Annotated in this window: 15 protein-coding genes, 1 tRNA gene and 3 pseudogenes; 9 read left to right on the forward strand and 10 right to left on the reverse strand. The window is 58.3% G+C overall.

All coding sequences use genetic code 11. The features are described from left to right. A pseudogene (locus F3J08_RS16090) lies at positions 1-680 on the reverse strand (DNA primase); the annotation flags it as partial. Positions 681-754: 74 nt separating this feature from the next. On the opposite strand from F3J08_RS16090, the gene F3J08_RS16095 reads away from it, so the two are divergent. After that, complete coding sequence (locus F3J08_RS16095; protein WP_166931671.1) at positions 755-1,048, forward strand: HU family DNA-binding protein; 294 nt, start codon at positions 755-757, stop codon at positions 1,046-1,048. 77 nt (positions 1,049-1,125) lie between these two features. Here F3J08_RS16095 and F3J08_RS16100 read toward each other — a convergent pair whose 3' ends face one another. Together F3J08_RS16100 and F3J08_RS16105 are read right to left on the reverse strand one after the other, a co-directional pair. Then, entirely contained in the window at positions 1,126-2,328 is a 1,203-nt protein-coding gene (locus tag F3J08_RS16100) for a DUF932 domain-containing protein (RefSeq protein WP_166931636.1), read from the reverse strand. A gap of 161 nt (positions 2,329-2,489) precedes the next feature. Further along, on the reverse strand, positions 2,490-3,446 hold the full coding sequence (locus tag F3J08_RS16105) for an SDR family NAD(P)-dependent oxidoreductase (RefSeq protein ID WP_166931638.1): 957 nt from the start codon (positions 3,444-3,446) through the stop codon (positions 2,490-2,492). A gap of 108 nt (positions 3,447-3,554) precedes the next feature. On the opposite strand from F3J08_RS16105, the gene F3J08_RS16110 reads away from it, so the two are divergent. Next, complete coding sequence (locus tag F3J08_RS16110) at positions 3,555-4,466, forward strand: AraC family transcriptional regulator (protein WP_166931641.1); 912 nt, start codon at positions 3,555-3,557, stop codon at positions 4,464-4,466. A 108-nt stretch (positions 4,467-4,574) separates the two neighbouring features. Here the strand turns inward: F3J08_RS16110 and F3J08_RS16115 are convergent, their stop codons facing one another. From F3J08_RS16115 to pdxA, 3 genes are all read right to left on the reverse strand, one after another. Further along, the gene (locus F3J08_RS16115; RefSeq protein ID WP_166931643.1) at positions 4,575-6,656 is read right to left on the reverse strand and encodes a ParB/RepB/Spo0J family partition protein; all 2,082 of its coding nucleotides are present in this window, start codon (positions 6,654-6,656) and stop codon (positions 4,575-4,577) included. 226 nt (positions 6,657-6,882) lie between these two features. Next, complete coding sequence (locus F3J08_RS16120; protein ID WP_166931645.1) at positions 6,883-7,563, reverse strand: 4-hydroxythreonine-4-phosphate dehydrogenase; 681 nt, start codon at positions 7,561-7,563, stop codon at positions 6,883-6,885. After that, complete coding sequence (gene pdxA / locus F3J08_RS16125; protein ID WP_240149416.1) at positions 7,560-8,744, reverse strand: 4-hydroxythreonine-4-phosphate dehydrogenase PdxA; 1,185 nt, start codon at positions 8,742-8,744, stop codon at positions 7,560-7,562. Before pdxA ends, F3J08_RS16120 begins: the two co-directional genes overlap by 4 nt. Between pdxA and F3J08_RS16130 the strand changes: the two genes are divergently transcribed. The 3 genes from F3J08_RS16130 (at position 8,640) to F3J08_RS16140 (ending at position 12,595) form a co-directional block, all read left to right on the forward strand. Then, entirely contained in the window at positions 8,640-9,500 is an 861-nt protein-coding gene (locus F3J08_RS16130; RefSeq protein ID WP_166931650.1) for a LysR family transcriptional regulator, read from the forward strand. The genes pdxA and F3J08_RS16130 overlap by 105 nt on opposite strands. Before the next feature lie 182 nt (positions 9,501-9,682). Continuing rightward, on the forward strand, positions 9,683-11,950 hold the full coding sequence (locus tag F3J08_RS16135) for an AAA family ATPase (protein ID WP_166931653.1): 2,268 nt from the start codon (positions 9,683-9,685) through the stop codon (positions 11,948-11,950). Positions 11,951-12,133: 183 nt separating this feature from the next. After that, positions 12,134-12,595: an SAM-dependent methyltransferase gene (locus tag F3J08_RS16140; RefSeq protein ID WP_166931656.1), complete on the forward strand. Its 462-nt coding sequence runs from the start codon at positions 12,134-12,136 to the stop codon at positions 12,593-12,595. 19 nt (positions 12,596-12,614) lie between these two features. Here the strand turns inward: F3J08_RS16140 and F3J08_RS16145 are convergent. The 3 genes and pseudogenes from F3J08_RS16145 to F3J08_RS16155 all read right to left on the reverse strand — a co-directional run bounded on the left by F3J08_RS16145 (position 12,615) and on the right by F3J08_RS16155 (position 14,925). Beyond that, positions 12,615-13,022: pseudogene (locus F3J08_RS16145) on the reverse strand (VOC family protein). A 412-nt stretch (positions 13,023-13,434) separates the two neighbouring features. Next, positions 13,435-13,941: a lipocalin-like domain-containing protein gene (locus tag F3J08_RS16150; protein WP_166931659.1), complete on the reverse strand. Its 507-nt coding sequence runs from the start codon at positions 13,939-13,941 to the stop codon at positions 13,435-13,437. A gap of 24 nt (positions 13,942-13,965) precedes the next feature. After that, positions 13,966-14,925, reverse strand: a complete 960-nt coding sequence (locus F3J08_RS16155; protein ID WP_166931662.1) for a quinone oxidoreductase — start codon at positions 14,923-14,925, stop codon at positions 13,966-13,968. A gap of 96 nt (positions 14,926-15,021) precedes the next feature. Here F3J08_RS16155 and F3J08_RS16160 point away from each other — a divergent pair, with 96 nt between their 5' ends. The 4 genes and pseudogenes from F3J08_RS16160 (at position 15,022) to F3J08_RS16175 (ending at position 18,727) form a co-directional block, all read left to right on the forward strand. Then, positions 15,022-15,891: a LysR substrate-binding domain-containing protein gene (locus tag F3J08_RS16160; RefSeq protein ID WP_166931665.1), complete on the forward strand. Its 870-nt coding sequence runs from the start codon at positions 15,022-15,024 to the stop codon at positions 15,889-15,891. A gap of 208 nt (positions 15,892-16,099) precedes the next feature. Next, positions 16,100-16,516, forward strand: a pseudogene (locus F3J08_RS16165) (transposase); the annotation flags it as partial. A 326-nt stretch (positions 16,517-16,842) separates the two neighbouring features. Beyond that, a complete protein-coding gene (locus F3J08_RS16170; RefSeq protein ID WP_166931668.1) occupies positions 16,843-17,031 on the forward strand; it encodes a hypothetical protein in 189 nt (62 codons plus the stop codon). 13 nt (positions 17,032-17,044) lie between these two features. Then, positions 17,045-18,727 (forward strand): recombinase family protein, encoded by a 1,683-nt coding sequence (locus tag F3J08_RS16175; RefSeq protein WP_166931673.1) that lies wholly within the window; start codon positions 17,045-17,047, stop codon positions 18,725-18,727. On the opposite strand, the gene F3J08_RS16180 is transcribed toward F3J08_RS16175, so the two are convergent. Further along, a tRNA-Met gene (locus F3J08_RS16180) sits at positions 18,684-18,760 on the reverse strand. The two genes, F3J08_RS16175 and F3J08_RS16180, sit on opposite strands and share 44 nt — an antisense overlap. Positions 18,761-18,810 lie beyond the last annotated feature (50 nt).

Consider the following 18,810-nt stretch of genomic DNA (forward strand, 5'->3'; position numbering starts at 1 on the left):
GCCCGACGGGGCATGGCGACAGGTGCCTTGCCCTTTCCGTCCCGCGCCAGCCAAGTGCGATGCACCCCGGTCACAATGCCGTCGAGGTCGGTCACAGCAGCGATCAAGGCGGGCCAGGTCTCAGTCGGGCTGTTGGCATCGGCGCGGTAGTAGCAGTCAGGGTGGAAACGCAGGGACGACAGGTCCGTCAGGCGGGAGAGGTCACGATGGCGCAACCAGGTTTCCGCCTGCGTACCGGCAATCGAGCGGGACATGGCCCAGAGCCTTCGTGCCGCATCAGCGGTTCCTGATGCCTGCGGGGAAGCGTCATGCCCGAACGCATCGGAACGACCACGATCAGCGGTCTGTCGTGGCTCCGGTTGCGGTAAACTGAGGAAGCGCCGGGCCTCGTCGGCAACATCACGAAAATCCAGCAGCCCGAGGCTTTCGCGGATGATGTCGAGCAGATCGCCATGCTGCCCTGTCGCGCCATCCGTCCATTTTCCCGCACGGCCACGTCCCTCCGGTCCCCCATGCAGACGGACATAGAGCGACCGTCCCGGCGTGTTGTGGACATCGCCGACCAGCCAGTAATTGCCATGCCGTCGCCCGGCCGAGAGGTAATGACGGCACACCGCTTCTGCGTTCTCCGCCAGCCTGCGGGCCAGATCGGCGGCATCCCATGGCGGCATGTCTGTCATTGCACCCTCCCTGCAGGCTTGAAGACGCCATAATTCCCCCGTAACGGCAGGAGCAGCGGGTTTCGGCCCGACAGATAACGAAGGATAGTCCCATGAAGATTGCCGATCTGGTCGATCATATCGCCACCACCACCGACACGAGCAAGACCGATACCCGCAAGGTGCTGGACACCCTGATCGAGACCATGACCGCTGCTGCCAAAGCGGGTGACGAAATCACCCTGCCGAACTTCGGCAAGTTCAAGGTGAAAGAAGTCGCCGCCCGCGAAGGCCGCAACCCGGCCACGGGCGCGACCATCCAGATCGCGGCCTCGCGCAAGCTGGCCTTTACGCCCGCCAAGGCGCTCAAGGACAGCCTGAACGACTGACCTGCCGACAGGTGAAAGGCGGCGGACCTCGTCCGCCTCCCCTTCCCCGTCGCGCCGGTTTCTGATGATGGCCGTCCTCATCCGACCTTCTCCATCAGCTTGCGCGCCCTGCCCTCCAGATCGAGGCGTGTGTCCTGGTTGGTCTTCGTACGAGCCAGCGCAGTTATCCCCTGCACGAAGTCGAACACGCTCTCGGGCTTGCGTCCTTCCTCGTGCAGCACCGTTTCGATGATCTTCGCGGTTTCCGGTTTTGAGAACCCGCGACGACGTAAGAACGTTTCACGATCATCATCGTTCTTCGCCACCAGAGCGCGACGCGAGGCCTGAATGCCCGAGATGAACGAGGCCGGACTGGCCGTGGCGAAACTTCGGAGCGCCGGCGTGGCCTGGTGCACGAAACGTGAAGCGGCAAACTTACTATGCCGGATCGTGATCTGTTCGAAATTTTCCACACCCCACAGCATGCGGTTCTGGCACACTCCGCGCAGATAGAAGGACGCGATGCCGAGGCTCTTGCTGCCGACTTCTGAATTCCATGCATAGAAGCCCCGGAAATAGAGATCGGGATCGCCATTGGGCAGCCGTCCAGCCTCGATCGGGTGGGTATCGTCCACGAGAAACAGGAAGACATCCCTGTCTGACGCATACAGCGTCGTGGTTTCCTTGGTGATGTCCACATAGGGATTATGGGTCATGGTGGCCCAGTCGATGACACCCGGCACCTTCCAGTTGGTATCGCCTGTGCCATCCCCCGCGATCTTGCGCACCGCGCCGACCAGTTCATGGTCCCAGATGCGGCCATAATCTGGACCGGTCACGGCCCGGAGTTCGACCCGGCCGCCCTCGGTCTCCAGTGTTTTGATCAGTTCGGCGCGGTGCGACAGCAGGCCATGCTGCAGGTTGATCGCTGCCAGTGGCGCTGGAAGGTTGCGCAGATACGACGATGGCGCGCCAACAAGGCTGCACATCTGGCCGAACGACCAGTGTGTGGGGGCGATCGGCTCATTCTGTCCCGGCACGGTCAGGGTCAGGCGTTCGGCATTGTCGCGCGAGGCCTCGACACGGATGGCGCGGCTTTCGACGGTGCGAGCCGTGGCCCGGTCTGCACGCGCCAGGGTCGCGGCATGCAGGTCTGACAGGGACAGGTAGCGCTCGTCGTCGGGGCGCGAGAACCATTCGGACGATACGCGAGCATTGCGCTCGCCTCGGGAGGGATCGATCCGGTAGCCGCCAGACGCGGCACCACGGGACACAGGGGACAGGATGGTGGTCGTGGTCATGGAAAACTCTCCTCTATGCCGGTTATTCGGCACCAAAGGCGAAGCCGCCCTCTTCCTCTTTCCGGGGTGTCGGACATGAAAAAAGCAGCTTCCGGATACCGGAAGCCGCTTTGCCAGGACGTTATGTTTACGCTTTATGCAGAGGCACCTCGGCTTGGGAACTATCTCCGACCACCGACGCCGGTCAGGTCCGCAGATAAATTCCACAGGCGCTCCGCCTGTTCCGGGTCAACGGCATAGCGACAGACACCCCTGAATGACCTGTCACCGTCAGCCGCAATTTCGGCCACGTCACAGTCCTCGCAATAGAGCCCGCCCAGCCCGTCCAGTTGCGGGGTCGTCGCGGCCCAGACCTGGGTCGCGGCCCCCTGCTCCGGTGTCTTGAAGGTCATATCCGCCAGCGCGCCGTTTTCATCGATCCAGCCGGCAGCAACCATTTCTTCGCGTGTCAGGTAACGCTGAAGTGGCGTCAGGATCTTTCCGGGATGCAGGGAAAACGCGCGTACCCCACTATCTTTCCACAGATGATCGAGATGAACCGCAAACAACGCATTGGCGGTTTTCGACTGACCATAGGCCTGCCACTTCTCATATCCCTGCGTGAACTGAACATCCTCCCAGTGCATGGCGGAGATATGATGACCTGCGGACGAGACCGAGATCACCCGCGCACCACCCTCCAGAATGGGCCGAAGACGATTGATGAGTGCAAAGTGGCCCAGATGGTTGGTCGCAAACTGCGCTTCCCACCCTGGCCCGACCCTTGTTTCTGGACAGGCCATGATTCCAGCGCTGTTGATCACCATGTCTATGTGAAAATCTCGATCAAGAATGGCCTCCGCAAAGCACTGGACGCTTTCGAGATCATCCAGGTCGAGAGGCAGGACGTCCAAGCGGGGGAGTCCGGCAATGGCAGATTGCGCTTTGGTGACATCGCGGGCGCCTATCGTCACCTGGGCACCTGCTGCGGCAAGGGCGCGGGTCGTCGCCAGACCCAGACCTGAATGACCACCTGTGATGATGGCCCGTTTCCCGGTGAGGTCCATACCGGCAAGGACATCCCCTGCCGTCGTTGCAGCTCCGAAACCGGAACCGATGGGCTGCTGTCCCTTTGCCATGGTATATTTCTCCTGCTGTCGGGTTCGTTATTCGAGAGTGATCGATCCCCGTGATACGATCCACACTCGAAAATCCCGTTTTTCCTTTCGATCGTCCGGAATGCCGCCGTGGATGCCCTGTCCGACGCCCTGTCACTTCTGAAGCCGCGTACCCACGTGTCCGCCGGCCTGCATGCCGGCGGTGACTGGGCACTGTCATTCCCTTCCCATGAAGGCATCAAGTTCAATGCCGTCCTGCAGGGACGTTGCCATGTCCAGGTAGAAAACGACGCTGTCTGCGAACTGACCGCAGGCGACTGCTTCCTGCTTACCACCGGTCGCCCGTTCGTGCTGGCCACCGACCTCGCCCTGCCGCTCATGCCTTCCCATATGATTTATGACAGGGCCGAAAACGGGATCGCACTCTGTAATAATGGTGGCGATTTCGTGCTGGTCGGCGCCCGGTTCGCTTTTGACGCATCACATGCAAACACCCTTCTGGGCTGTCTGCCCCCTGTCGTCGTGGTGCGCGGCCTGTCGGAACAGGCATCGGTTCTCAGGTGGGCGCTGGACCTGTTCATAGCCGAAATGCGGCAGTCGCAACCGGGCAGCGTGCTGATAACGGATAATCTTGCCCAGATCATGCTTGTACAGGTGCTCCGCCTCTATCTCGCGCAGCACCGTGACGGACAGGTCGGCTGGCTCTATGCCCTTTCGGATCCACAACTGGGGCGCAGTATCAATGCGATGCACACAGAACCGGGAAAGCGCTGGTCAGTCGCGACACTTGCGCGGCTGGCGGGAATGTCCCGTTCCGTTTTCGCCCTGCGGTTCAGGCAGTCTGTCGGGATACCGCCCATGGACTATCTGACACAATGGCGCATGCTGCGCGCCAGCACTCTGCTCCGAATGACTTCATCGGGTATTTCTGAAATTGCACGAAATACCGGGTATGAATGCGAGAATTCCTTCGCCATCGCATTCCGACGCACTCTGGGCTGCACACCACGACAGTATAGACATCGCGATGACACTAACTGACCGGAGCAGCCCTGTCCGCCACCCGGTCTTTCTGCCCATTCGACAGACACGACAAAGCGGCCTCCGGATACCGGAAGCCGCTGTCTCACAATCCCAAAACCCATCGTTTTATTCGGCGGCGATAGCCTCCACTTCCTCGCCTGCTATCACAGCCTCAGCAGGCGTCTGCCCTGCGCCACCCACCGTGCGCAACGCTTCTGGCAGCCAGCCCGAACCATCCAGCAGCCGCTCGGCCTCGCGGGCCATGTCGGGCCTCTTCAGGTGGGCGATGCGCTCGGCCACCTCATCGCCGCGCGCTTCACGCACCGCCTGCAGGATGCGAGCTTTGGTCACCCGACCGAGATAGCTCTCGACCGTGGGCTGCCAGCCCGCCTCGACCAGATCGAGGCTGAGGGCCGATGCCAGGCGGTCTGCCCGTTTGAGGCGCTCGGTCACGCTGCGCTGCGACACCGCCCCATAGGAGGGTATGCGCTCATAAAGCGCGTTAACCCCGAAGGACAGGCAATGCGCCAGCAGCGCCATACGGCTGATATCGTCCAGCCCGTCGATCCAGCGCCACAATGCATCCTCATCCTCCGGCAGATCGTGTTTCCAGCCTTCGTTGCGCTGGCGCAGCGCATGGGCTGGCACACTGCCCGGCATGTCAGGCGAATGGACGGGCAGTGCGATTTCCCGGACATAGGCTTCAAGGCAGTCAGCCCCCGGTGTCTGCCAGTAAACATCGCGTACCAATGTGTGCAGGAATTCAGTCAGGGCAATATGCGGATTGCTGGCAAACGCGTCCCGCAGGGCCAGCGTGCGCCAGGCCGTGAGTTCAGTGAGAAGCCGGTCGGGTAACGGCTTGATCCCGTCTTCTTCCTCGGGCTCAACGTCGGGAGCGATGCTGTAGCCCTCCCCGCCCACATCGCCGCCATCATTAGCAATACGATCATCCTGTCCATCATACGCAGCGTGACCGTATTGATCAGCACTGTCCGCATCATCGGTCTCATCCGGCTCAGCCGGCAGGTCCTCAGGTAATACGAACCCCCGCTCCACCTGCAATGTGCCATCGCTGGCGAGGCTGACGAACGCGCCGGCCCGCGCCATGTCGGCAGGATCGAACGCCAGGGGCCGTTCCTCCAGGGCAAGGATGGCCTGTTCGATCTCGCCCAGCCGTGCATCGACCTCGTCGGGGTATTCATCGGCCTGAGCATATTCCGCCTCGATAGTTTCCTGCTCAACACGCAGGGCTTCGAGACGGGCGGTTTCTTCATCGGACAGCGGCACTTCCGTGCCCTCGATTTCCGCGAACTGCCGTGTGTGCCCCCACGGGAACGACAGGGCCGTCTCGACCCATTTCCAGCCCTCGGCACGGATATCTTCGGCGGCAGCGTGCAGTTTTTCCATGACCAGCCGGTCCAGAATGGCCGGATCCTGCAGCCAGCCGCCATCATCGGCCTCGAACAGGTCGCGCATGATAGGACCACCCGCCGCGAGATAGGCGTCCAGCCCAACGAAGCGGGCGCGCGCATCCGACGCCCGGACGGTCTTTTCCGTCAGCATGCGGCGGATGACGTAGGGCTCGCGGTTATGGCTCTGGTTGACAATCTCCCAGACCTGTTCCTGCCGCGCGTGGTCGTCACTGATGGAAAACGCCATCAACTGTTCCAGTCGCATCCCGTCCTGCTCGTAGATATCGAGCAGTTTGTCGGACACCGTCATCAGCCGCAGACGCTGTTTGACTACGGTCGGTGCGATGAAGAACGCTGCGGCGATTTCCTCCTCGGACATGCCTTTTTCCAGCATGTCGCGAAAGGCGCGAAACTGGTCCAACGGATGCAGGGCCAGCCGCTGGACGTTCTCGGCCAGGGAATCATCCTCGGCGAGAATGGTCGACCCGACCTCGCGTACGACGCACGGCACGGGAGCCGTCTTCGCCAGTTTCTTCTGCTTCACCAGCAGTTCGAGGGCACGGAAGCGCCGTCCGCCAGCAGGGACTTCGTAAGTGCCGGTCTCGGCCCCGATATCGTCGAGAACGGGGCGGACATTCAGGCTCTGCAGCAGCCCGCGGCGTTCAATGTCGCGAGCCAGTTCATCGATCGAAAGACCGGACTTCACACGGCGTACGTTCGACTGGGACAGGACCAGCCGGTTGAACGGGATGTCGCGGGACGAACTCAGGCTGATTTTGGGAATAGCGGTCGCCATGGCGAAAAGCTCCATGACGGGCGGACAGGAGACTCTCCCCTACCCTCTCAACCCGTCACGAAAATCCGCGCAGCTCTCTGACTCTAACGGCTACACATCAAAACAGTCCCTCCACTACAACAATCCCTCCACGCTTTTCCGACAAAAAATGGCTGTAATGGCGGGAATACTGGACCCATTAGTCTTTTTCTTTTTTAACCCATCCTTCTTCCCATCAAATTATGTGTCAGAGGCGAGACAGGATCATCTGGACGTAATCGATCTGTCCCTTAAGATCATGAGATGTCGGGAACACACCGTCGAACGCCGCCGTGCCGACTGTAAGACCGTCAGCACCCGCTGACACCGCAGCCCCGATCCGTTCCTCCCGATCGATTGAACCTGCGATGATGATCCGTTTGTCCGTCACTGCGGAGCGGACTCTCTGCATCAGGCTGATTACGTCTCCGGTAAACCGATAAGCCAGCAAATCCAGTCCATACACGCCGGGCCGGGAGGCAAGATCGACCGCACTGCGCACGATTTCGCCCTCGGTCCCTTCGAGATGGCTAGGGTGCCCGCTAATCCGGCCTGGAAAGGGGTAATAACGGATATCCGTGCCTTTCAGCAGTCGCAGCGCATCATCGACATGAGTGCCGCCGAGCAGATAATCGACGCCCAGAGCGATCCCGGCCCGCACCGAGCGAAGCTCGCTTTCGCGATCAAGCGAGACGACTTCCAGATAGGTCGTCGCCCCTGACTGCCTGATTGTATGGGCCAGGGTCTGGAGAGACTCAAACGGCAGGCCGATATCCTTGAACCCGATATGACGGACACCCGCAACACGGACGATTTCGACCAGATCGGCCGCATTCTCCACCGTCCGGTCGTGACGGGTCAGCATGAAGATGAAATCGGGGCGGGTCATACTGTGGCTCCGGTAAGGCGGAGAGCATAGTCAAACGCGGTCTCCAGACTGGATGGATCGGCGATACCGCGCCCCGCGATGTCAAAAGCAGTACCGTGGTCGGGGCTCGTGCGGACGAACGGCAGGCCAAGCGTGATGTTCACACCCTGTGCCAGACCCATATATTTCACCGGGATCAGCCCCTGATCATGATATTGCGCGACCACGACATCGAAGTGCCTTTCGCGCGCCTGCATGAACACGGTGTCACCTGGCCACGGACCGGACGCATCAATCCCCTCGCTTCGTGCCTGCGCAATGGCGGGCGCGATGATGCGGGCTTCTTCGTCGCCGAATAGGCCACCTTCTCCGGCATGAGGATTGAGACCGGCCACTCCGACACGCGGTCTATCGACGCCCAATGCGCGTGCGCCCGCATGGGCCAGACGGATCGCCGCCATCTGTGCGGAGAAATCGGCACGCTGGATTGCGTCCCACAGCGAACAATGGATGGTCACCAGCACGACACGGATGTCCTCGTTCGCCAGCATCATGGCGACATTCACACCATCAACCTGTTCGGCGAGAATTTCCGTATGGCCGGGGTAGTGCAGCCCGGCGGCGGCGAGTGCCTCCTTGTGGATCGGCGCGGTGACGATGCCGCTTACTGTTCCGCTCTTCGCCAATTGGATCGCGACGAAGATCGCCGCATAGGCGGCGCGGCCACTTTCGACGGTGATCTGCCCCACGGACGGCAGGCACTCACACTCCGACGACGCCAGGACGTGCAGCACGTCGTCGTCGAAGCGGACTTCGGCCAATGTTGTGATCCGGCGCACGTGCGCCGCTGGATCGAGCGCGGCCAGCGCATGACGCATCACCAGAGGATCGCCGACGACGATCCAGCGCCGTTGCGCCGGTCGCCGTAGAAACATCCGGGCCACGATTTCCGGGCCGATCCCGGCGGGATCGCCCATCGTGACCGCCAACGGCGGGTGACTGAAGAAAGGTGTTTCGCTCATGATGGTGACAATAACGGAACAGGCTCCATAGAAAATCGATATGAACTGACCTGTTCTGGTGATAAAAACTGACCAATGAAGCGATCCGACATCCCGTCTCTGGACGATCTGCGTGCGTTCGAAGCCGTAACGCGCCTCGGTTCCGTGCGAGCAGCTGCTGTAGAACTGGCTCTGACACATGGAGCGATCAGCCGCCGGGTGTCCAAACTGGCTGCGGACCTCAAATTGCAACTATTGGAACCCGACGGTCGTGGCGTACGGCCGACCCCGGATGGTGAACGTCTGGCGCTGGCCACGAGCGATGCACTGCAGGGAATATCGACAGCCCTCGCCGAGATCAGGTCACCTCTGATTTCTCCGCCGATAGTGCTGTCTTGCGAACGGTCACTGGCGATGCGCTGGCTGATCCCGCGCCTATCCGATTTTCAGGATCGGCATCCCAGCATCGACGTGCATCTCTCGACCGGCGGTGGTCCACTGGATTTCGAGCGAGAACGCATCACCTTAGCAATCCGACGACTCGACTTTCCGCTGAATCCGAACTGGACGGTAACGACGATTATGGCAGAGGCGGTCGGCCCGGTCATGCGAAGTGACATGGCGGCGCGTTTCGAGGGCGGAAACTACCTGGCGCTCGGCTCGCGGACCCGCCCCGAGGCATGGCGGAAGTGGCTGGCCTCCCGGCCCGACATACCAGAACCACGCGACATCCGTCTCTACGACCATCATTTCATCATGCTGGAGGCCGCTGCCAACGGCTTGGGTGTAGCCCTTTCGCCGCAAATCATCGCCGCAGGCGATATGGCTAGGGGACGACTGTTGGCCCCTGTTGGGTTCGATGCTGACGGGACGTTCTACGGCCTCATCCAACCCAAGGGAAATGGCCCGACAGAGCATGCCAAGGCTTTGGAAAAATGGATCATACAGCAAGCATAACTGGCGCTAAACCGAACCGACTGCTTCCGAGCAATGGAGGTCATTCCCGGTCCGAATTTGAGTCCTCCAATACCGATAGATTACAGTGTTCACTCGTCAGGCTTGCCTATCAGTAAAGGCTAAAGGTATTTTTGATATGTGCCACCCAAGCAAGCCGATGATGTGGCAAAGAGGGGGCCGCGTTGATTGAAGGAATTAAAATCGCCGGATGCGCTAGCTATAGCGTTGAGGGGCAGTGGCTCACCGAGCTTCGAAAAATCAATTTTATCTACGGCGCGAACGGCTCAGGTAAGACCAGCATCTCGCGCGTAATCGCGGACCCGGCAAATCATCCCACCAGTACAATCCGTTGGGCCAATGAACGGCCTCTTGAGTGCCTCGTTTACAACACCGATTTTATGGAGCGAAATTTCCGGTCCAACCTGCCCGGCATTTTTACGCTGGGCGAGCATGACGCAGCCGTGCTGGACCAGATCGACCAAACGCGAAAGAAGATTGCGGAGATCGAGCACGATATCAGCGCGCGAGATATTGTACTCCGCGGCAATGATGGCGCAAGCGGTAAGCTCGGGGACCGCTCCGCACTGCGCGAGAATATCGTGAACGAATGTTGGAAGCTGAAGAACCGCTATGACGCCGATTTCCAGTCCGCCTTCACGGGCGTGCGCGGCTCCAGGGCGCGCTTCTGTGATGAAATCCTAAGCCAGTGGGCGTCCAATCGGGCGACACTTCATCCGCTCGATGACTTGAAGAAGCGGGCAGCCGTCATTTTCGAAAAGGGAATTGCACGGGAAAGCACAATTCGTGTGCCCGATGGTGTCGAGTTAACCCGGCTGGAGGCATTGCCAATCCTCGTGAAAAAAGTCGTCGGTCAAGGCGATGTCGATATCGCCGGTCTGATCGACCGCCTTGGTAACAGTGACTGGGTGAAGCAGGGTATCGACTATTTCGGAAAGAGTACGCCGAAATGCCCATTCTGTCAGCAAGATGTTCACGCCGATCTCGCGAAGCACATCGGCGATTATTTCGACGATGCCTATGATCGCGACATCGCGGATATCGCGCGTCTCGTTACAAGTTACGAAGCAGCGAGCGTCGCCTACCTCCAAGCGCTCAATCAAATATCGCAGGCCAGATCACGCTACCTTGAAGCTGATCAACTGGCTGACCTTGTCGAACGTGTGACCGCGCGACTTGCCCTTAATCAGCAGCATATCGCACGAAAGCAGAAAGAGCCGAGTGCCGTCGTCACGGTGGAGGACAACACTGACCTGTTCGCGGAAGTACGGGCATTTCTCATGGCCGCTAATGCGGCAATCAATGCACACAACCGAGCCGTCGATGATATAGGCAATCAGAAGACGCTGCTCACTAGCGAAATTTGGAAGTACCTACTGGAAGAGGCCAAGAGTGTCCTCAATACCTATCATTCCAGCAAGACGGCAGTAGATGCAGCGATCAACGGTATCGAAGCGAGCCTGATAACCAAGCGCGGCGACCTCGCAACCGCGCGGCAAACGTTGCGCGATCTTGAGAAGGGTATCACGAGCGTTCAGCCCACCGTGACCGAGGTCAATGCGTTGCTGGCCTCATTCGGTTTTCGCGGTTTCAAGCTCGCCACCGCAGGCGATCAGGGCAACCTATATGAGATCGTCCGTCTTGACGGCAGCAACGCCGTTAGGAGTCTGAGCGAAGGTGAGAAGACTTTCGTTACCTTCCTTTATTTTTACCATCTGATCCGCGGCAGCGTTTCGGAATCCGGAATGACTAGCAATCGGGTCATTGTGTTCGACGACCCGATTTCGAGCCTCGACAGCGATATTCTGTTCATCGTCTCCAGCTTGATCAAGCGCGTGTTCGAGTTGTGTCGCACGAAGAATAGCATGATCCGGCAAGTGTTCGTGCTCACCCACAACATTTATTTCCACAAAGAGGTGTCGTTCGATCCCGAGCGGAAGAGAGAACGCCGCACACACGAGACCTTCTGGATCGTCAAGAAGATCGATGATATCTCGACGCTGGAAACCTTCGATCACAACCCAATCAAGACATCCTATGAGTTGCTCTGGTCCGAGGTGTGTAACGAGAACCGTTCCAGCCTCACCATCCAGAACACGCTGCGCCGCATTCTGGAGAACTATTTCAAAATCCTTGGCAACATGGACAAAGACAAGATTATCGAGAAATTCGAAGGCCGTGAAAAGGTAATCTGCGCATCGCTTTTTTCGTGGGTGAACGACGGCTCGCACAGCACGCATGACGATCTCTACGTCTCCACTGATGCCGCCACGGTGGACGCCTATCTCGGCGTCTTTAAACGTATTTTCGAAGAGACCGGGCACACGCAGCATTATCACATGATGATGGGCACGGAACTTGTGCCCATAGCTTCTGTTTCGCCAATCGAAACTGCCTCTCCGGTAGCGAACAGCGGGCAAGATGCGGGATGATCGCTATATCAGATTCAACATATCTGACTCACGCTATCGTTTGGTCGATTGACCTGCGCCTAACGAATGTTGCCTTTCTACGCTTCGTCTTTTCCAACGAACCGGTCGTAAGACTTAGGGGGCTGCGAGAACGCATCCGTTAGTCCTGGTCACTGTAGAGCAGCGAGATAAAAGGAAAGCCTGATGCAATATATGATCGCAGCTATCGGATATGTACACGGCGGCAGAACAGACCCGACTGACGATAATTGGGGGCAGTCACGGTCCACCATAGAGTTGGACCCGGCGAAATTTGGACCTGATGCGCTTGTCGGTCTCGACGCTTTCAGTCATGCGGAAATCATCTTTCTTTTCGACAAAGTCGCTCAGGAGAAGATCGAGACCGGCGCCCGTCATCCTCGCGGGCGACAGGATTGGCCATTAACCGGAATTTTTGCACAACGTGGCAAGAACCGGCCCAATAGACTTGGGGTGACGGTATGCAAAATCCTCACCGTCGAAGGAATGCGCCTCGAAGTCGAAGGGCTCGACGCGATCGATGGTACGCCCATTATCGATGTAAAGCCGGTTATGCGTGAGTTCCTGCCTCGGGAAAACGTCCGCCAGCCAGTATGGGTATCAGAACTGATGGCACAATATTGGTGAAAGAATAGGGAGCTGTTTTTCAGAGAACCTGTACGTTTTTCGAGGGCGTATTCAGGTAATGCTGTAAGCGGCTCTCAAGTGAGCCGACGTGAATTTCGAGCTTGTGCCCATCCGGATCCAGAAAGTAGACCGAGTGTCCCTCGCTCCTGTTCTCTTTCCAGATCACGCTGTTGCTCATCAATATCTCGCTCATGCCTGCGAATGCGTCCTCCGAAACGCTGAAAGCCATATGCGTATAGTCTGCATACGGTGCCTGTCTCACCTAATCGTCGCGAGACAGGCATAACCAGAGGCTGCCAGCTTCGAGATATGCGCCCTCTGCCCAGATTGCGCGTACCCTGAAGCCTAAAATATTCCGATAAAACGTCAGGGATCGCTGGACATCTGCCACGGCCAGAGTGATGTGGTTTAGCCCCAGAACAGTCATGTCTGACCTCATTAAATTGTCGCACGGAAGCATGATCCGCTTTCGAGGCAACGACAACCCGCCTCGGAATGAATGCGAGGGTTACTATATGTCGAGCGATCAATACGTTTTTAAATCCCGTCCACGTATAACTCAGAAAAATCCGGTTGATCGTCCGAAAAAAGGGTAGCAAAAGTTGTTGCGTTTGCGCGAGCCAAACAGTCGGACATTACTCTCCTCATAGCCGATATGTGGATCATTGCACAGTCTTTCGCAAAGCGGCCGTCAACTCAAAGCACAGAAAATCACTGATTTATTTTTGTCCATTCAGTAAACAAAAAATACACCACGGTAGTATTAAGCATATCGCCGTGGCATTCGAAAAACAAAGATCGCTCATTATTTATTTGAGACGTATGAGTGGCATTCGACCTCAGTCGTGAATACGCTGCCATTCGGAAATCGCGATTGTTCCGTCTCCAGTAGCCGATGCTGGAACCTGATAACTGAGACGGTCACCTGTAAGCGTGTAGTCTCGTACCTGCCGCTTGCCTTCCCAGTTCGGATACACAGCCCGTTCGACGTCGAAAACAATTTTGTGGTGAACCGGATCAAGCACGACCTGACCGTAATGCACGCTGTTTCGCAACATCGCATCTCTGAGTTCAGTTGGAGTGCCGGTAGCCTTGTTTCCAGATACAAAATTGGTAGTCTCTACCCGGTAGATTTCAATCGCATACCGTCCCTGACTATCCACCATCATGCGGCCCTGAGGATTATCACCAAAACCGTGCACACGGTGACCGTCACGATAGAGGGTGTCTGCCGCTGTCAACTGCCAGGTTCCTGCGAGCGTGGACATCGGTTCGGCGGCCGCATGAGCTAAAGGCAGTGTCGCGAACATGGCGGAAATCGTCAGAACAGACATATACTTTTTCATGTCGGGTTTCCTTTCAATCAATAATCAATTTGCGAGACGCAGCAGCAATTTGCCGCTGGTCCGTCGGGCTTCGAGATCACGATGTGCCTGAACGACGTCGCCGAGTTCGTAAATCCGAGAAGCAAGCAGGCTAAGTGTGCCGTCTCGTACCCAACCAAAAAGCCGGTCGGTGCGATATCTCAACTCATCCGCTGTTGAAATGAAGTCACCGATCAAAGGGCGCGTCAGGGAAAGTGACCCATACTGTGCCAGCACCATTGGATCGATTGATGCGACCTTACCGCTGGAATGACCATACAACACAAATGTGCCGCGTCGTCGCAAAGCAGATAGACTTACCTTCCATGTGGCTTGTCCAACAGAGTCATAGACGACATGAACCCCGGCAGGGTGTTCAGCCCGCACAGCTGTTTCCATATCCTTCTGATCGTAATGAATAATCTGTTGCGCTCCAGCCTTTCTGGCGAGAGCAGCCTTGGCATCTGTAGAGGTCGTACCGGTCACTGTGACGCCTTTGGCCACTAAAAGCTGAGTCAGAAGCAGGCCCACACCTCCAGCAGCCGCATGCACAAGGGCAATGTCTCCGGTCTTCGCGTGATAACTGTCCTCGGCAAGATATTGAGCCGTAATACCTTGGAGGAGAATTGCCGCAGCAGTTTCATCCGCAATGTCATCGGGGACTGGTACAAGCTTGTGATCCGGGATGACGGCGTAGTCCGCGTATGCGCCCGGATATCCTATCCATGCAACCCGTGTTCCCTTCGGAAAACGCGCTGATGTCACAATCACTCCAACCCCCTCCGATCCTGGTGTGAAGGGGAGTTTGACCTTGGTGATACCGCTGCGCTGATAGATTTCCGTGTAGTTGATACCGGCGTAACGGAGACGGACCAGAGATTGCCCGCTCCTTGCTTCCGGGACGGGAATATTCGCTTCAATAAGGACCTCTGCAGCCCCACATTCATGAACCTGAATGGCACGCATCGAAATCTCCCGTGTTGACGGGTTCAATTGCTACGACCTATTCATTGTTTTGAATAACGCATTATTTTAAACGCATGGTTCAGGTTTTCGAAACTGATGACACCCCGTTCTCTCGATCTTGATGCTTTGCGTGCCTTTGTGACAGCGCAGGACCTTGGGGGCTTCAATCGTGCGGCGATGACGCTCCACAGGTCTCAATCGGCCGTTAGCCAGCAGCTGCGCAAGCTGGAAGACCATACCGGCCAGGCTCTCGTGAGGCGGGATGGTCGTTCCCTCGCGCTGACACCTGCGGGGGAAACTCTTCTTGCCTATGGCCGGCGGCTTCTGAGTCTGAATGATGAAGCCTTAACCGCACTGCAAGGATACGCGCTTGCAGGTCAGGTTCGGTTCGGCGTGGTGGGCGATCTCGCTGAAAGTTGGTTACCCGACACATTGGCTCAGTTTCGTCGCGCACATCCGATGGCTCAACTCGAGGTGTTGGTCGATCGTGCCAGCGCACTGTTTGATGCGTTGGATCGTGGTGCACTGGATCTTGTTCTGGCGTTCGGGGGCGATGGGCGTTCCGACGTGACGCCCTGGCGTCAGTTGCCCCAGAAATGGCTCGGACCGAAAAACTTCAAATTTAACCTGAATACGATTGTTGAGCTGGTTGTTCTGCCAGCTCCGTGTCGCTTTCGGGAGAGTGCGATCAAGCAACTTGAAGCAGCAGGAATTCCCTGGCGGATTGCTTTTACAGGCCGCAGTGTTGCGACACTATGGGCTGCGGTACGCGCTGGCCTGGGTATAACCTTTCGAATGACGGGTGACCTGCCGGAAGATATTTCCATTCTTTCCCTGGCAGAAAGTCTACCCACAGTTGATGGCTTGACCATAAATCTGCATGACGGCGGTCGTGGTGGAAACGCTCTGGCCGTTCAGCTGAAAGAAATGCTTAAAGAAATAGTGGTCTCGGGCAAACACGAATAAGATTTCGGCTGTCGCCGTCATGTCGGACGATCCGAAGCACAAACGAATGATCTCAAGGCGGACGACGTTTGCCAAGCTTGCCTGAGTGACTTTATTCTCAGGTGAGTCTTAAAGGCCAGGCATCTCAGGATGGTCCTGACTGGCGGTTCTTTTCCAAAGGCTTGATGAAGCGCGTGGCGAGCAACAGAGCGCCATGACATAACGCGATACGGTGCTGTCGATGGAAGACACCATCGGTCTCCCATCGACGGTGCTCGCCGACACCGGTTACGCCAGCGGAAAAGTTGTCCGTGAACTGCAAAAAAAAAGCATTGAACCGCTGGTCGCCATTGGACGCCCCCGCGCCCGCAGACCTTACGATTTCCGGCCGTCTCCTGAAGACAAAGAGCCACGGCGGATAACCGAACCCTGGCGCCTCGCCATGAAGGAAAAACTGGACACCACGGAAGCCGGAGACCTTTACAGATTACGAAAACAGACCGTCGAGCCGGTATTCGGGATCATCAAAAGTATCATGGGGTTCAGACGTTTCCACCTGCGGGGGCTTGCAAAAATCACCACCGAATGGACCCTCGTCGCCCTCGCATATAACTGCAAAAGAATAGCGCGTCTCCAGGCCGCATGAAGTCGGTCCAGCCTCGTCATTATCTGCTTAGGAGAACCCCAACCCGACAGGCTGCTAGAGGGAACGGAGGACGCGACTAGAGCGTTCGTTCGCCCCGCTAGAAGGATGCCCATGGACTGTTCATCGTTTGCCCTCCCTCTCGTGACTCCGTCTTCCGCCAGTATTTGTACGACGCGCCTGTATCCGGGGCTACCTATAACTACGATTCCGTACGCTTGAGCACGCATGGACGCGCCCTCTCATATTCCCGTTTTCCATTGAAATAACAGTCATTTGTCCGGATCGTGTGTCTGTTTTCCTTGCCATACGGTCGGAAGAGAGCAACGATGACGGACAGACCCAGCCAGTCCATTGCCCCGGCGTATCGGCCGCCCGAGCCCGAGTTGCGGCTCATCCTGCGACCCGATGCCCCCGACCCGCGCCTGATAGCGCTGGTCCGCCTCATGGCCCGTCGTGCCGCACGGGACTGGTTCCGGTCGCAGCAACAGGAGCAGCGCCGCCGCTCCGGACCGTAAGGGATACCTCACCATGAAGGTCGCGCTCTACGCCCGCTATTCGTCCGACAACCAGCGCGACGCCTCGATCGCCGATCAGCTCCGTGTCTGCCGTAACCACGCGGAGAAACAGGGCTGGAGCATCGTCGAAGAGTATACCGACCACGCCATCTCGGGCGCGTCTTTAATGCGGCCTGGCATCCAGGCGCTGATCGCCGATGCACAGCGCGGGCGCTTTGCTATCGTGTTGGCTGAAGCGATGGACCGCCTGTCCCGCGACCAGGAAGATATCGCCGGCGTCTTCAAGCGCATGAACTATGCCGGCGTGCGGATCGTCACCCTGTCCGAGGGCGAGGTCTCCCACCTTCACGTCGGCCTTAAAGGCACGATGAACGCCCTGTTCCTGAAAGACCTGGCAGAGAAGACCCATCGCGGTCTGCGCGGCCGGGTCGAACTGGGCAAGTCGGGCGGCGGCAATGCCTACGGTTATGATGTCGTGCGCAGGCTCGACGCCAATGGCGAGCCCATCCGGGGCGACCGGACCATCAACGTGGTGGAAGCCGAGGTGGTCCGTCGCATCTTCCGCGACTTCGCGGCCGGACTGGGACCGCGCGCCATTGCCTTCCGTCTCAACGACGAAGGGATCTCCGCGCCGGGCAGTGGTACGTGGGGCTTCTCGACCATCACCGGCAACCGGGCACGCGGCACCGGCATCCTCAATAATGAAATGTACGTGGGCAGGCTGGTGTGGAACCGGCAGCGCTTCATCAAGGATCCCGACACCGGCAAACGCCAGGCCCGCCCCAACCCGGAATCCGAGTGGGTCATCCAGGAGGTGCCGGAGTTGCGGATCGTCGACCAGGATCTGTGGGACGCGGTCAAGGCGCGGCAGGCCAGCGTCAGCGCCAGCCGGGACACGCGCGATACGTCATCGCCCGATCATTTCCGCGAGAAGCGCCGTCCCCGCTATCTCTTCTCCGGCTTGAGCAAATGCGGCTGCTGCGGTGGCGGCTATTCGATGATCTCCGGCACCTTACTCGGCTGCTCGACAGCGCGTAACAAGGGTACCTGCCACAACCGGACCAATATGCGCCGCGAGGAACTGGAGCGACGCGTGCTCGACGCCCTGCGTCACCATCTCATGGATCCGGACCTGTTCGCCGAGTTCTGCACAGCCTTCACAACCGAGATGAACCGGCTGCGCATGGAGGCGTCGGCCGACATCGGCGCGGCTGAGTCAGAACTGAAGAGGGTCGAGCGCGACATCCAGCGGCTGATGGATCTCTATCTTTCCGAAGCCATCTCGATCGAGACGGTCAAGGAGCGCGGCTCCAAGCTCGAAGCCCGCAAGGCAGAACTCAAGGAGTTCCTTGCGACCGCTGAGGCACCTCCTCCCCTGCTCCATCCCCAGATGGCGGAGTTCTACCACCGGCAACTCGCACGCCTGCACGACATGCTGCATTCCGAGTTGGACGAGAAACGCCAGGAGGCGGCCGAGGTAATCCGCTCGCTGATCGAGGCGATCATCCTGACGCCATCCGACAAGGGGCTACAGATCGATGTCCGGGGCGATCTGGCTGGCATTCTGACGATGGCGTCGGGCAGCGGACAAACAAAAAACCCAGCCCGTTTCGGGGCTGGGGTTCGTGATGTGTTCACATCGCAAGTTCAGATGGTTGCGGGGGCAGGATTTGAACCTGCGGCCTTCAGGTTATGAGCCTGACGAGCTACCGGGCTGCTCCACCCCGCGAGGGTGGGGTGTTTTTGTGGGGTGGATCAGGGGACCTGGCGGCGACCGAC

Source organism: Asaia sp. As-1742 (assembly GCF_011753235.1).
In the GTDB taxonomy this organism is placed as follows: domain Bacteria; phylum Pseudomonadota; class Alphaproteobacteria; order Acetobacterales; family Acetobacteraceae; genus Asaia; species Asaia bogorensis_B.